General features: G+C 69.9%; 15 protein-coding genes. 6 read left to right on the forward strand and 9 right to left on the reverse strand.

The window, feature by feature from the left end; genetic code table 11:
- Positions 1 to 61 precede the first annotated feature (61 nt).
- Genes ACXIZN_RS38385 through ACXIZN_RS38395 form a run of 3 tightly spaced genes read left to right on the forward strand, consistent with a single transcriptional unit; the run spans position 62 to position 1,577 of the window.
- Positions 62 to 733: an oxidoreductase gene (locus tag ACXIZN_RS38385; RefSeq protein WP_457959695.1), complete on the forward strand. Its 672-nt coding sequence runs from the start codon at positions 62 to 64 to the stop codon at positions 731 to 733.
- Between the two features lie 37 nt (positions 734 to 770).
- Positions 771 to 1,121, forward strand: coding sequence for a PLDc N-terminal domain-containing protein (locus tag ACXIZN_RS38390; RefSeq protein WP_126730603.1), 351 nt, complete (start codon positions 771 to 773; stop codon positions 1,119 to 1,121).
- A gap of 39 nt (positions 1,122 to 1,160) precedes the next feature.
- Positions 1,161 to 1,577 (forward strand): nitroreductase family deazaflavin-dependent oxidoreductase, encoded by a 417-nt coding sequence (locus ACXIZN_RS38395; RefSeq protein WP_457959696.1) that lies wholly within the window; start codon positions 1,161 to 1,163, stop codon positions 1,575 to 1,577.
- Between the two features lie 76 nt (positions 1,578 to 1,653).
- On the opposite strand, the gene ACXIZN_RS38400 is transcribed toward ACXIZN_RS38395, so the two are convergent.
- Positions 1,654 to 2,826: an acyltransferase family protein gene (locus ACXIZN_RS38400; protein ID WP_257484136.1), complete on the reverse strand. Its 1,173-nt coding sequence runs from the start codon at positions 2,824 to 2,826 to the stop codon at positions 1,654 to 1,656.
- 97 nt (positions 2,827 to 2,923) lie between these two features.
- Positions 2,924 to 4,258: an FAD-binding oxidoreductase gene (locus ACXIZN_RS38405; RefSeq protein ID WP_457959697.1), complete on the reverse strand. Its 1,335-nt coding sequence runs from the start codon at positions 4,256 to 4,258 to the stop codon at positions 2,924 to 2,926.
- 70 nt (positions 4,259 to 4,328) lie between these two features.
- Here ACXIZN_RS38405 and ACXIZN_RS38410 point away from each other — a divergent pair, with 70 nt between their 5' ends.
- Positions 4,329 to 5,213: a LysR substrate-binding domain-containing protein gene (locus ACXIZN_RS38410; protein WP_457959698.1), complete on the forward strand. Its 885-nt coding sequence runs from the start codon at positions 4,329 to 4,331 to the stop codon at positions 5,211 to 5,213.
- Here the strand turns inward: ACXIZN_RS38410 and ACXIZN_RS38415 are convergent.
- From ACXIZN_RS38415 to ACXIZN_RS38425, 3 genes are all read right to left on the reverse strand, one after another.
- Positions 5,182 to 6,246, reverse strand: coding sequence for a methyltransferase (locus ACXIZN_RS38415; protein WP_457959699.1), 1,065 nt, complete (start codon positions 6,244 to 6,246; stop codon positions 5,182 to 5,184). The two genes, ACXIZN_RS38410 and ACXIZN_RS38415, sit on opposite strands and share 32 nt — an antisense overlap.
- 124 nt (positions 6,247 to 6,370) lie before the next feature.
- Complete coding sequence (locus ACXIZN_RS38420) at positions 6,371 to 7,195, reverse strand: NAD(P)H-binding protein (RefSeq protein ID WP_457959700.1); 825 nt, start codon at positions 7,193 to 7,195, stop codon at positions 6,371 to 6,373.
- Positions 7,192 to 7,800: a hypothetical protein gene (locus ACXIZN_RS38425; protein ID WP_457959701.1), complete on the reverse strand. Its 609-nt coding sequence runs from the start codon at positions 7,798 to 7,800 to the stop codon at positions 7,192 to 7,194. The genes ACXIZN_RS38420 and ACXIZN_RS38425 overlap by 4 nt, the downstream gene beginning before the upstream one ends.
- Positions 7,801 to 7,852: 52 nt before the next feature.
- Between ACXIZN_RS38425 and soxR the strand changes: the two genes are divergently transcribed.
- Entirely contained in the window at positions 7,853 to 8,299 is a 447-nt protein-coding gene (gene soxR, locus ACXIZN_RS38430) for a redox-sensitive transcriptional activator SoxR (RefSeq protein ID WP_457959702.1), read from the forward strand.
- On the opposite strand, the gene ACXIZN_RS38435 is transcribed toward soxR, so the two are convergent.
- The 3 genes from ACXIZN_RS38435 to ACXIZN_RS38445 form a co-directional block, all read right to left on the reverse strand.
- Entirely contained in the window at positions 8,289 to 9,506 is a 1,218-nt protein-coding gene (locus tag ACXIZN_RS38435; protein ID WP_457959703.1) for an RNA polymerase sigma factor, read from the reverse strand. The genes soxR and ACXIZN_RS38435 overlap by 11 nt on opposite strands.
- Positions 9,497 to 9,862: a YciI family protein gene (locus tag ACXIZN_RS38440; protein WP_457959704.1), complete on the reverse strand. Its 366-nt coding sequence runs from the start codon at positions 9,860 to 9,862 to the stop codon at positions 9,497 to 9,499. Before ACXIZN_RS38440 ends, ACXIZN_RS38435 begins: the two co-directional genes overlap by 10 nt.
- Before the next feature lie 76 nt (positions 9,863 to 9,938).
- Positions 9,939 to 11,456 (reverse strand): trypsin-like serine protease, encoded by a 1,518-nt coding sequence (locus ACXIZN_RS38445; RefSeq protein WP_457959705.1) that lies wholly within the window; start codon positions 11,454 to 11,456, stop codon positions 9,939 to 9,941.
- Between the two features lie 186 nt (positions 11,457 to 11,642).
- On the opposite strand from ACXIZN_RS38445, the gene ACXIZN_RS38450 reads away from it, so the two are divergent.
- The gene (locus ACXIZN_RS38450) at positions 11,643 to 12,401 is read left to right on the forward strand and encodes an SDR family oxidoreductase (RefSeq protein ID WP_457959706.1); all 759 of its coding nucleotides are present in this window, start codon (positions 11,643 to 11,645) and stop codon (positions 12,399 to 12,401) included.
- Here the strand turns inward: ACXIZN_RS38450 and ACXIZN_RS38455 are convergent, their stop codons facing one another.
- Positions 12,402 to 12,938 carry a TetR/AcrR family transcriptional regulator gene (locus tag ACXIZN_RS38455; RefSeq protein ID WP_457959707.1) on the reverse strand — a complete coding sequence of 179 codons (537 nt, stop codon included), beginning with the start codon at positions 12,936 to 12,938 and terminating at the stop codon, positions 12,402 to 12,404. It lies immediately after the preceding gene.
- Positions 12,939 to 13,001: the final 63 nt, after the last annotated feature.

Below are 13,001 nucleotides of genomic sequence, written 5' to 3' on the forward strand. Positions count from 1 at the left end.
ACAACGACGATGTGCTCATGTTTCGGCCGTGACCGAAGCGTTCCGCACTTAGCGTCACGGTATGGACGATCCACTGATCGAAGCCCCCGTCCCGCCGGTGCCCCAGGACGTCGAGCCGGCAGGAGTCCGGTGGTTGCGGGCGAACGTCGCCCGGTTCAGCCGCCCGGAGGACCACCCGCGGCGGCGGGCGCTGGTGCTCGCCGAACTCGCGCCGATGGAATCCCTGCGGGACAAGGCTTTCGCGCTCGCGAGGGAGATGCGGGACGGCCCGGTCGAACGCATCTTGTGGACGGTTCCGGTGGCCGTGCTGGCCGCCGAGCTCGGCCTGCCGGACGTTTCCCGCGACGTCGCGACGGTTTCCGGCGCCTACCATCCGCACACGGAGATCGGGGCCGACGCCGAGGAGGCCATGCGGCGGCTGATCGAAGCCTGCGGCGAAGTCGACGAGCGGACGGCCGCGCGGATCGGGCTCCTCGTGCAGGCCTGTGACGCGACGGCCAAGCTGCTCGGCAAGGCGCTGGCCGCCCACCTGCCCGGTGAGGACGTCGAAGACCTGCTCGACCGGGTCCTGCGTGAGGATCCGCCGGTCCGGGTCACCCGGCGGTGGTCCGGCGGCGAAGTGGTCGAGGTGGACCTGGCGGAACGTCCGTTCGGAGCAGGGCCCAAGCGGTGCCCCGGGGAAACGCAGGCGCGGCAAGTGGCCGCGGGAATTCTCGACGCCCTCCTGTGCTAAGACTTACCCCGGTCATCTGGAACTGGGGAGTCTTTCGATGCTGTATTTCAATGGTTTCTTCGGCGTTCTCACGCTCGGTCTGTGGATCTTCTGCATCGTCGACGTGATCACCACGGACGAGGGATCGTGCCGCAACATGCCGAAGGGGATGTGGCTGCTGCTGGTGCTGCTCGTCCCGCTGATCGGCTCGATCGTCTGGCTGGTCGCCGGTCGCCCGCAGCATGCCGCCCGCGCCCCGCGCGGCCGGTTCGAACGGGAGACGCCGTCGTTCCCGGAGTACGACCGGCCTGGCCGCTTCGCCGCGACGAGCGCCGCGGACGACGAAGAATTCCTGCGCAAGTGCCGGGAGCGCGCCGAAGAACAGCGCCGCAAGGCCCGTGAAGGCTGAGTAGCCTCGGTATCGAGAAGATCGACACTGGAGGAAGAGTTGTCCGAAGCGCTCGACTGGAACAAGAACATCATCAAGGAGTTCCGCGAGAACGAGGGGAAGGTGGGCGGCCCGTTCGAGGGCGGCTCGCTGCTGCTCCTCACCACCATCGGGGCGAAGAGCGGCGAGCCTCGCACGTCGCCGCTCGCGTACGCGGAGGAGGGCGGCAAGTACATCGTCGCCGCGTCGTACGCCGGGGCGGACAAGAACCCGGCCTGGTACCACAACATCCTGGCGAACCCGAAGGTCACCATCGAGGTCGGCACGGAGAAGTTCGACGCGACCGCGACCGTCGTGCTCGAAGACCGCGCCGAGCGTGACCGGCTGTACGCGAAGATGGTCAGCCTGATGCCGGGCTTCGCCGACTACGAGAAGAAGACCGACCGGGTGATCCCGATCGTCACCATCTCGCGCTGACCCACCCCGCATTCAGTCCTCTGGATGCGGTACTTGCACGCGCGACTACCGCATCCAGAGGACGAAACGCGGAAGGTCAGCGGGCTCCGGCTTCGACGGCTTCCGGGCGCTTGAGTTCGGCCTCGGCCGCACGCAGTGCCTTGCGCTCCTGTCGGCGCGCGATCAGCTTCTTGCCGACGAGGATCATGGGCTGCTCGACCCAGCGGTGGATCAGGTCCGCGATCGCGAGCCCGACCGCGAACACGGTCAGCGCGCTGATCATCCGGTGCTGGCCCAGCGGCGGGATCGCCTCGACCACCACGAAGTGCACCGGGCCCTGCAGCAGGTAGAGCGAGTACGAGCGCTCACCGACGAACCGCATCACCTTCGTGGCCAGCAGCCACCGCAGCGGCCCCGGGGACACGAGCACGACCAGCAGCAGCGCGGAGAGAAGGCCGTAGGCGATCAGCAGCCCGAGGTTGCTGCCGCTCTCCCGCCACAGGCTTTCCATGTTGACGTGCAGCACGGCGAACGCGCCGAACACCGGGATCGCCGCGAGCGGATGGGTCAGCGGTTTGACCACCGCGTAGGACCGGCGGTAGTGCATCGCGACCGCCAGCACGCAGCCGATCAGCAGGATCGCGTAGTGCACGGTCGACTCGTAGATCGGCACGTTCGGCCCGGGGACCCAGCCGCCGGTGACCCCCACCAGCCCGGCCATCACGGCGAACGCGGCGAAGGCCAGCGCGAGCTTGCGCCAGGCCGCGGCCAGCCCGACCGCGCCCGCGACCACCAGCAGGAACGGCCAGACGAGGTAGAACTTCTCCTCGATGCCGAGCGTCCACGAGCCGCTGAAGAAGTTGTCCGCGCCGTTCGGCTTGCTGCCGGGCAGGAACTCGTTGAAGAAGGTCAGGTAGTACTTCAGCGCGTGCGGGAACTCGCGGGTGAAGAACTCGCCGCGCAGCCAGACGAACACGATGATCCCGCCGAGGATCACCAGGTACGGAGGCAGGATGCGGAACACGCGCCGCAGGTAGAAGGCCGAAAGCGAGATCCGGCCGGTCCGGTCCTGTTCACGCAGCAGCAGCGTCGTGATCAGGAAACCGGACAGCACGAAGAAGATGTAGACACCGACCCAGCCGGACAGCCAGCTCCACTTCGGGCCGGCGAAGTGGAAGAGGATCACGATGGTGGCCGCGATCGCTCGCAGGCCGTCGAGCGCGGGGAACCGGCGCATGGCGAGGAACTCGTCATGGTCCAAAGTGCGCACAGTGCCCCCTAATGGCGGTATCGGCCCGGAAGTATACGTGTCCCGTCCGCCGCGCTTTCGGCCCGTGCCGAGGCTCGCTACCTGCGATTTTCGGAGATCACCCAGCGTCACGCGCCGGTTCGACGTTATGCGTCAGCCGGAACCGGTTGGCCGGGTCGACGGCCGCCTTGACCTCGGCGAGCCGCCGCAGATCGGCCGGGGAGTACACCTTGGACGCTTCCTCGCCGGCGCCGCTCTCGCCGTAGACGAAGGTCAGCAGTTTGCCGGTCGACCAGGGCTTCAGCGCGTCGAACAGCTTCGCGTGCGCGCTCCGGATCTCGGTGATCGAAGCGTCGTCCACCACGGACAGCGCCCGGACGGTGAAGCTCGCGTCACGGTCCCAGCCGACGCCGGGGTGCTCGGGCGCGTCGGACAGCGCGCCGCCGAGGAGGTCCAGCAGGAGGACGGTCGGCACCGGGGCGCCCGGGCCGGCGTGTTCGAGGATCGCGTCGAGCATCGTGTCGTTGAGTTCGGACACGGTGGCGTTGTCGGCGCGGTAGCCGTGCGGGAAGGGCGGCTCGTTCGCGATCTTGCCCGATTCGGTGAACGGGATCTCGGCGAGCGTGTCACCCAGCAGGGGGGCGGCGGCGCGCAGCGGGGCGACGAGGCGCTCACCTTCGGCGGCGTCACCGAGATAGGCGACCCGGATCTGCGCGACGTGCTGCCCGCGCAGTGGTTCGGGCACCATCGGCAGATCCGGCATCGGGACCATGCCCAGCGACGACGTCATCTCGCGCGGCATCTCCGCCGCCCAGTCCCGCCAGGCGCGTAGTACCGCGGACAGCGATTCGGTGCCGAACTGCAAACTGCCGCCGTACAGCCGGGTGACCGGGACCAGGCGGAACTCCAGCGCGGTGACGATCCCGAAGTTGTCACGCCCGCCGCGCAGTGCCCAGAACAGGTCGCTTTCGGTGTCCGGGGTGGCGCGGCGCAGCTGCCCGTCGGCGGTCACCACCTCGATCGCGGTCACCTGGTCGGCGGCCAGGCCGTACTTGCGGCCGAGCAGGCTGAACCCGCCGCCGAGGGTGTAGCCGACGACGCCGACGCCGGGGAAGGAGCCGCTCAGCGGCGCGAGCCCGTGCTCCGCGGCCGCTTCGATGACCGCACCCCAGCGCACGCCCGCTTCGACGCGTGCGACGCCGTCCTCGATCCGGATCCCGGTCATCCGGTGGGTGGTTACGAGGACTCCGCCCACGAAGGGGACGCCCACGCCGTGCCCCGTCGAGTGGACGGCGATCGGGAGGTCGTGCTCGGCGGCGTGACGGACCGCCTCGACGACGTCGGCGGCCGACGCGGCGGGCACGATGACGTCGGGACGGCGGGGCACTGCGGTCTGGAAACCGGCGAGTTCGTTGTCGTAATCCGGGTCGCCGGAGCGGAGCATCGTGGTCATGTCACCAGCGTGATCTCGATTCTGTCAGAAGTCCAAGATCTGGTTGGTCTGGGAACTAGAATCAGCGGTTATGGAACTGCGTCAGCTCGAATACTTCGTCGCGGTGGCCGAGGAAGCGAACTTCACCCGCGCCGCCGAGCGGCTGCACGTCGCGCAGCCCGGCGTCAGCGCCCAGATCCGCCGTCTCGAACGTGAACTCGGGCAGCCGTTGCTCGACCGGTCGGCCAGGGCGGTCCGGCTGACCGAGGTCGGCGCCGCCGCGCTCCCGCACGCGCGGGCCGCGCTCGCCGCCGTCGCCGGGGTGCGGCAGGCGGTCGACGATCTCACCGGGCTGGTCCGCGGCCAGGTCGCGATGGGCATGGTGTCCTCGCGGGGCCCGGTCAACCTGCCGGATCTGCTCGCGCGCTTCCACGAGCGTCACCCGGCGGTCGACATCACGCTCGCCGAGGCGACCTCCGACGTCCTGCTCGCGGGGGTCGCCGACGGCCGGTTCGACGTCGCGCTGATCGGGGTCTCCGGCGAGCCGCCGCCGGGGATCGGCCTGGAAGTCGTCCTCGACGAGCCGCTCGTCGCCATCTCCGGTCCGGAGGATCCGCTCACCGGGCAGGCCACGATCACGCTGTCGGAGCTGGAAAGCCGTTCCCTGGTGAGCCTGCCGAAGGGCACCGGCATGCGCGCGATCGTCGACGCGGCGTTCCTCGCCGACGGCGCCCAGCCGAGGGTGACCCTGGAGGCGGGCGACCCGAACGTCGTCGCCGAACTGGTCGGGCGCGGGCTCGGCGTCGCCGTGGTGCCGATGTCACTGGCGACGCACTACACGGAACTGCATGCCATGGAGATCACGCGGCCCGCCGGCCTCCGGGCGAAACTGGCGCTGGCCTGGCGGACGGAGGGGCCGGTCAGCCCCGCCGCCCGCGTGTTCATCAGTCAGGCACGGGCGTTGCTCGGGTTGTGAGCCGCCACAGCGAAGTGACCTCCTTCGCGTCGGCACGCGGATGCCTCGGCCGGATGTCCTCTCTCCCCAGGACTTCGAGGCCGGACCGCTCGAACGCGGTGAGGAGTTCTCCGCGGGTGCGCAGGTCCAGCAGTTCGGCGAGGTCGGACAGGACCAGCCACGCCTCCCCGCCGGGTTCGAGGTGCCGGGGCAGCCGGTCGAGGAACGCCTTGAGCATCCGGCTTCCCGGGTCGTAGACGGCGCGTTCGAGCGGGGTGTGCGCCCGGGCGGGCAGCCACGGCGGATTGCAGACGACCAGCGGGGCGCGGCCGGGCGGGAACACGTCCGTTTCGAGGGTTTCGATTCCGTTGAAACCCAGGCGTCGGAAGTTCTCCCGCGCGCAGGCGAGCGCGCGGGGTTCGTTGTCCGTCGCCACCACGCGCTCGACCCCTCGATAGGCGAGGACCGCGGCGAGCACGCCGGTGCCCGTGCCGATGTCGAACGCCAGTTCCTTGGCGGGTAAGGGAGTTCTCGCCACCAGGTCGACATACTCGCCGCGGACGGGGGAGAAGACCCCGTGATGCGGATGGATTTTCGCGCCGAGCGCCGGGATTTCGACGCCTTTCACCCGCCATTCGTGCGCGCCGACGACGCCCAGCAGCTCACGCAAGGACACCAGCGACGCGGTCTCGGAAGGTCCGAAGACCTCAGTGCAGGCCTCGCGCACGTCCGGCCCGCGGCGCAACGGCAGGACGTGGCCGGGGTCCAGCGGGACCAGCAGCCTGCCGAGGATCCGCGCCCGGCGCGCCCGATGGTTCCGCTGTTCCCGGAACGATTTCCCGGCCGCGGTACCGCAGCGCCGGGACATCGCGGCGAGAAGGTTCCGCGCGCCGGGGAAATCGCCGTGCCAGGCGAGACCGGTGCCCGCCGCGGCGAGCCGGTACGCCTCGTCGGCGGTGACGCGATCGTCGATCGTGACGATGGTGCGGGGCATGTTCGTGCCGACGGTGGTCAGCCAGCGCCGACCACCGTCCTTTGTGGACTGGGGGTTCATGTTTCCGTTCCTGGATCCGCCCGCGGCGAAGAGACCCCGCGGGCGTGGCTCGTCGGGGGACAAGGTCAGGAACGGCGGTTAGTGGACCACCGCGGCATGAACCGGTGTCGACACGAACCCGAGTCTACCGGAACGCGGCGGCGTACTCGGCCGCCCAGACCTCGAAGTCCAGTCCAGGCCTGCCGGTCACGTCCTGGACGGTGGAGGTGACCTCGCCGGGTTCCGTCACCAGGCCACGGAAGCCGCCCAGCATCGTGTCGACGATGAAGTCCGGCATCTTGGTGAGCAGGTCGGCGCGTGCCTCGTCGAGCGGGATCTCCTCCCAGCGCGCCGGACGGCCCGCGGCCTCGCCGATGATCCGGACCTGCTCGGCCTGCGTCATCGGGCGGGTGCCGGTGAGCACGTACTTCGCCCCCGCGTGCCCGTCGCCGGTCAGCGCTTCGACGGCCACCGCGGCGATGTCCTTCTCGTGGATCAGCGGCATCGACGCCTCGCCGTACGCGCCGCGGACGACGCCGTCCGCGCGGATCGACGGCGCCCAGCCGAGGGTGTTGGCCGCGAATCCGTGCGGCCGCAGGAAAGTCCATTCCAGCCCCGCGGCCTCGATCGCCTCCTCGACCGTGCGATGCCAGGCCCCGATGGCGTTGTCCTGCTCCGTCAGGGAATCGTCGACGGCGCCCGAGGAAAGGAACACCACACGCTTCACCCGTTCCTCGAGCAGCGACACCGTGGGCACCAGCGCCTCGGCGGAACCGTTGAGCATCAGGAACACCGTGTCGACGCCGTCGAGCGCCGGTGCGATCGTTTCCGGTTTCGCCAGGTCACCGCGGACGCCACCGGCCGGCGGGTTCCGGCTCAGCGGCCGGACCGGGACGTCTCGCGCCCGCAATTGGCCGACTACTTGCGAGCCGACGTTGCCCGTCGCGCCGGTGACCAGGATCGGCTTCATGCCGCCACCGCCGAGAAGACCGGGCGGTACCGCTTGACCGACCCGCCCGACATCCCCGGGTAGGTCTGCACCTTCTTCCACACGTCCGTGGTCCCGATCCCGTCGGCGCCGGGGGCCGCGAGCGCGGCGCGGTGTGCGTCGGCGCTGGCCCATTCGGCGTAGTTCAGCACCCTCGTCCCGTCGGTGCTCACGTGGAAGAACCCCGAGATCCCGCCTTCGGGACGCGCGGGTTCGGACGCCAGCGCTTCGAAGACGAGGTCGATCCAGTCGCGTTGCCGCCGCTCGTCGGGCCCTTCGAACTCGACCGAGACGATCACGAGGCAGCCGGGCGCGCCCTCGCCGCGCTGCCCGCGGTAGAGGCGGAACACCGGCGCGCCGTCCAGCCCCTGGATGGCGTCTTCGCTGGTCCACTGCTCGTAGGTGAAGGCGCCGTCGTGATCGATGCCTTCGTACGCGGTGAAGGAAACAAGTCCTTCGTGGCTCTTGAACGCCGCCCGCGCCGCGTCGGCGTCCGGCCATTCCCGCGCCACCACGACCGTCGCTTCGTCCGGTGTCGGCCACTGTCCCGTGTGGATGGTCATTTCGGAGGTCCCCTGTGCTGTCATGACTCCAGCATGAAACTTAAACAAGGGTTCAAGTCAAGCTAGGATCGTGACCATGTCCGAACCGCCGTCCGAACTCACCATCGGCGAGCTGTCCCGGCGCAGCGGCGTCGCCACCTCCGCCCTGCGGTTCTACGAACGCCAGGGCCTCATCAGCAGCAGGCGGACCAGCGGGAACCAGCGCCGCTACCCCCGCAGCGCGCTTCGTCTCGTCGCGTTCATCCGCGCGTCGCACCACCTCGGCATCCCGCTGGAGGTGATCGGCGGCGTGCTCGACTTCCTGCCGGAGGGCGCCGCGCCGGACCAGGCGTTCTGGCAGCGGGCTTCCCAGTGCTGGAGCGCCGAGCTGAACAAGCGCATCGAGCAGCTGGAATGCATGCGGGACCGGTTCACCGAATGCATCGGCTGCGGCTGCCTGTCCTTCGAACAGTGCGTGCTGGTGAACCCCGGTGACGTCCTCGCCGCCAAGGGGCCCGGCCCGGCGCGGCTGATCACGGACTGACCGCGGCCAGTTTCCGTTCCAGCAGCCGCCGTTCGGCGCTGTTCTCCGCTCGCGCGATCGCCGCTTCGTAGGACCGCGCCGACTCTTCCGGCCGGCCGAGGCGATGCAGCAGATCCGCGCGGATGGCGTGGTACAGGTGGTATTCCTCCAGTTCGAGGCCGTCGATCACGGCGAGGGCCGCTTCGGGCCCGTCCACTTCGGCGACCGCGACGGCCCGGTTGAGCGCGACGATCGGCGTCGGATTCGCCGCCAGCAGCAGGTCGTACAGCTGGACGATCTGCGACCAGTCCGTGCTCGCCGCGTCGGCGGCGTCGCTGTGGACGGCGTTGATCGCCGCCTGGATCTGGTACGGCCCAGGCTGGTTCCGCCGCAGGCAGGCACGGACCAGCGCCTGCCCTTCGGTGATCAGCTCGCGGTCCCACCGCGACCGGTCCTGCTCCGCCAGCAGCACGACCTCGCCGTCCGCGCCGGTGCGGGCCGCGCGGCGCGACTCGGTGAGCAGCATCAGCGCCAGCAGCCCGGTGGCCTCCGGTTCGTCGGGCATGAGGGCGGTCAGCAGCCTGCCGAGCCGGATCGCTTCCGCGCACAGGTCTTCCCGCACCAGCCGATCGCCCGACGTTGCCGTGTACCCCTCGTTGAACACGAGGTAGATCACGGCGAGCACCGAACGCAGCCGGTCCGGCAGGTCGGCGTCGTCCGGGACGCGGTACGGGATCTTCGCGGCGCGGATCTTGCCCTTCGCCCGGACCAGGCGTTGCGCCATCGTCGTTTCGGGCACGAAGAACGCGTGCGCGATTTCGCCGGTGGTCAGCCCGCCCAGCAGTTTCAGCGTCAGCGCGACCTGCGCGGTGATGGCCAGCGCGGGGTGGCAGCAGGTGAAGATCAGCCGCAAGCGGTCGTCGCGCACGGGACCCTCCTCCACCGGTTCGTCGCTCGCGCTGATCAGCGCGGCCTGTGCGTGCTTGTCGTCGCGCGCGGCTTCCCGGCGCAACCGGTCGATGGCCTTGTTGCGGGCGGTCGTGATGATCCAGCCCGCGGGGCTGGGCGGTGGACCGCTGGACGGCCAGCGGTCCACCGCCTCGGCGAAGGCGTCCTGGACGGCTTCCTCGGCGATGTCGATGCTGCCGAAGACCCGGACCAGCACGGCCACGGCGCGGCCGTACTCCTCGGTGAAGACGCGTCCGATTTCCTCGGTGGTCACACGCACGAAGGACCTTCGTCGCCCTGGAACGGCCGGACCTCGACCGGAAGGTGGGTGATCTCGGTGACCCGCTTGGCCCATTCGAGCGCGGCGTCCAGATCCGGTGCCTCGAGGATGGTGAAACCGCCGAGATGTTCCTTGCCCTCTACGTACGGGCCGTCGGTCATCGCGATCTCGCCGTTCTCCTTGGCCCGCAGCACGGTCGCCGTGGTCGGCGGGTGGAGACCGCCGGCGAAGACCCAGACACCCGCGGCCTTCATCTCGTCGTCGAGCGCCTGGATCTTGCGCGCGATCGGCTCCAGGAACTCCGGCGGCGGAACGGGACCGTCGGGCTGGTACAGGCTGATCAGGTACTGGGTCATGGCGTCCTCCTGAAGTCGGAGCGGCTTGTCATCACCTACACGAAGAGCGTCCCGCCGATTCGACAGCCGGTGGGAATTATTTTTCGTGGCCACATCGTCGCAGGTCGAGCCGGGATCCCTGGGCGAGACAGGCCGCGATCCGGTGGACCTGCTGGCCGTAGCTGCGGCCCTTCAGCACCTTCACGGTCCCGTTCCGGCCGACCTCGCACGGGTTGCCTTCGGTGCAGCGCTCGCCGTCACGGTTGTGGGTGTTGTTGATGCCCATGACCGTGTTCCCGTCGCGGGACAGCAGCACGGAACCGGAGTAGCCGGGACCGCTCACGCAGGTGTCGCTCGGGGCGTAGCGAACCGCGTCGTCCTGCTGGTATCCGGCCTCTCGCAGGTGCGGCACCACGGCCTCCACGGTGCAGTTCGGCCTGCTGCTGGAATAGGCCATGAGGAGCCGGTCTCCGGCGCGCATCGGGGTGGTGGTCAGCCGGAAGACCTTCGCGCCCTCCCTGGCCAGCTGCGCGTAGGTCTTGTCCAGCCGGTAGAGCGCGATGTCGGTGCCGGTCATCGTCGCGTAGACCAGCCGGGTGGCGCGGGCGCTGGTCTTCGGATAGCCCTCCCGGTCGGCGATGGTGACCGGACGGGGCAGATCGGCGGGCCGGTCGACCAGGGCCTTCCCCGGTGCGGGCCGCCCGCTCGGCACGCAGTGGCCGTTGGTCAGCGCCAGCGCCGGGTCTTCGGGACGCGCGGTGGCGGCCCGCACCACCGCGCCCTTGCAGTCGCCCACCGCGGCCGTGCCCTCCACGTTCGGGACCGGGGTGTCCGGGGGAACGTCGGTGCCGGTCACGATGCCGTTGATCCAAGCGGCGTTCTTCGAGACGTCGGTGTACATGTCGGGGAAGTCGGCGCCCCTGATGCCGGGGCCGATGACCGTTCCGGCCAGCGCCCAGCCGTCGCCCGAACGGATCAAGGCGGGTCCGCCGGAGTCCGTCGTGCCCGGGCCGACGGGCGGCTCGGCGCGGCCGACGCACAACGGCAGGGTGTGCCCGTCGTCGTCCCAGCACCGGTCGAGCGGCACTACCTCGGTGTCCGCTTCACGCAGCTTGCTCGGAAAACACTTCGGATCCTTGAAGTCGTCGCAACCGGTCGCGGCCGCGCCCCAGCCGAGGATGCGGACCGGGGTGCCGACGGCGGGAGTGGCCCCGGCGAGCCGGATGGGCTTGGCGCGCACCGGGTTTCGCAGATGCAGGACCGCGATGTCCTCGCCGGCCGGGTTGTACGAGTTGTGGCGCCGGTAGAACTTGTCGACCTCGGTGACTTCGCCGCCGGTGGTGGTGTCCAGCGAACCGACGCGGACCTTCCAGCCGCGCGGGACCCCGGCCGTCGAACCGGTCGGGGTGTTGGCGCAATGCCCGGCCGTGACCGCCCATTGGGGCGCGATGAGCACCGCCCCGCACCGGTGTCCGTCCGGGCGGGGCGAGTCGTACTGGAGCGAGACCATGAAGTCGTAGGGCCTGGTGGATTCGGAGCCGCCGATGACGGCCGACGCGGGGGCCGCGGTAGCCGTCATCAAGGCCAGTGCGAGCGCGAGGGATCGGATACGCATACGGATCACCGTGGCCGGTCGGTGTCCGCGGAACTCGATGAGCGCGTAACAGTTCCGTGCCCGCCTTGATTGGTACTGCTGACTGGTACTGCCGGACCCAGGCTGAACAGACCGTGCCATCTCCTGGGAAAGCCCGGTTTTCTGGACTCGTCACCTCGTGAACGAGTCCACTTAGGAGAAACAGAAATGACGAACTCGCACGCGAACAGGGTCGCCGTCGTCACCGGAGCGTCCAGCGGGATCGGCGAAGCGGCCGCTCGGCGGCTCGCCACCTCCGGTGCTTCGGTCGCGCTGATCGCCCGCCGGGCGGACCGGCTGGAAACGCTGGCCAAGGAGATCGAGCGCGACGGCGGTACCGCGCTCGTGCTCGCCGTCGACGTCGCCGACGCCGCGGCGATGCGGGCCGCGGCGGCCGAGGTCGAAGCGAAACTGGGCCGCGCGGACCTCCTGTTCAACAACGCCGGCGTGATGCTGGCCGCGCCGATCGACGAACTCGCCACCGAGGACTGGCAGCGCATGATCGACGTCAACATGACGGGCCTGATGAACGCGATCGGGGCGTTCGTCCCGCATCTCGTCGCTTCGGCGGACGAGAAGGGCGTCGCGGACCTGGTGAACACCTCGTCCATCGGCGCGCAGGCCGTCTTCCCGTCCTTCGCCGTGTACGTCGCCTCGAAGGCTTACGTGACGCACCTGTCGAAGAACCTTCGCGCCGACCTCGGGCCGAAGGGCGTGCGGGTCGCGGCGATCGAGCCGGGCCTGGTCGAGACCGAACTGCAGGGTCATGTCACCGACGCCGGCGCTCTGCGGTGGCTGGACGGCGTGCGGGAGTCGCTGACCTGGCTGAAGCCCGAGGACATCGCCGAGACCGTGGCGTTCCTGACCTCGCTACCGGCGCGGGTGAACCTGCAGCAGGTCACCGTGATGCCCACGGCGCAGGTCTGATCACGGGAACAGGATTCGGGCGATCGCGCGGGCGGCGGTGTCCGGATCCTCCTGAAGCTCGGCGCGCAGCGCGCCGGTGAGCCACAGGTTCGCGAAACCGTGCATCAACGACCACGCGGCGACGCCCGCCATCGCGTCGTCGCTGACCGATGCCGCGCCGCTGGTCAGCAGGGCTCCGGCGCGGTCACGGGCGGCGGTGAGCGCCGCGTCGTCCTCGCGGTGGAGTTCGGGGCGGAACATCACCTCGAAATGCGCGCGATGCTCGATCGCGAAGCGCACGTACGCCACCCCGACCTCGACGAAATCCCGATCGCCCTCGGCCGCGAGCGCGTCCGCGAGCAGGTCGAACCCTTCGGCCGCCAGCGCGGTCAGCACCCCGGCCTTGTCACCGAAATGGTGCACCGGCCCGGCGTGCGAGACCCCCGCGCGCCGGGCGAGGTCGCGGAGGCTGATCCCCGCCGGGCCGTGTTCGGTGATGGCCGCGACGGCGGCGTCGAGCACGGCCCGGCGGAGGTCGCCGTGGTGGTACGGACTCATGCCGATGAATCTAGTCATTGACAAGATGGCCCGCAACAGCGCATCTTGTCAGTGGAAAGATTC

The organism is Amycolatopsis sp. TRM77291 (genome assembly GCF_054166285.1).

Coding starts and splice junctions, on each gene's coding strand:
- ACXIZN_RS38385 (WP_457959695.1), top strand. CDS start 62: ATGGACGATCCACTGATCGAAGCCCCCGTCCCGCCGGTGCCCCAGGAC.
- ACXIZN_RS38390 (WP_126730603.1), top strand. CDS start 771: ATGCTGTATTTCAATGGTTTCTTCGGCGTTCTCACGCTCGGTCTGTGG.
- ACXIZN_RS38405 (WP_457959697.1), bottom strand. CDS start 4,258: ATGACCACGATGCTCCGCTCCGGCGACCCGGATTACGACAACGAACTC.
- ACXIZN_RS38410 (WP_457959698.1), top strand. CDS start 4,329: ATGGAACTGCGTCAGCTCGAATACTTCGTCGCGGTGGCCGAGGAAGCG.
- ACXIZN_RS38415 (WP_457959699.1), bottom strand. CDS start 6,246: ATGAACCCCCAGTCCACAAAGGACGGTGGTCGGCGCTGGCTGACCACC.
- ACXIZN_RS38420 (WP_457959700.1), bottom strand. CDS start 7,195: ATGAAGCCGATCCTGGTCACCGGCGCGACGGGCAACGTCGGCTCGCAA.
- ACXIZN_RS38425 (WP_457959701.1), bottom strand. CDS start 7,800: ATGACAGCACAGGGGACCTCCGAAATGACCATCCACACGGGACAGTGG.
- soxR (WP_457959702.1), top strand. CDS start 7,853: ATGTCCGAACCGCCGTCCGAACTCACCATCGGCGAGCTGTCCCGGCGC.
- ACXIZN_RS38440 (WP_457959704.1), bottom strand. CDS start 9,862: ATGACCCAGTACCTGATCAGCCTGTACCAGCCCGACGGTCCCGTTCCG.
- ACXIZN_RS38445 (WP_457959705.1), bottom strand. CDS start 11,456: ATGCGTATCCGATCCCTCGCGCTCGCACTGGCCTTGATGACGGCTACC.
- ACXIZN_RS38450 (WP_457959706.1), top strand. CDS start 11,643: ATGACGAACTCGCACGCGAACAGGGTCGCCGTCGTCACCGGAGCGTCC.
- ACXIZN_RS38455 (WP_457959707.1), bottom strand. CDS start 12,938: ATGAGTCCGTACCACCACGGCGACCTCCGCCGGGCCGTGCTCGACGCC.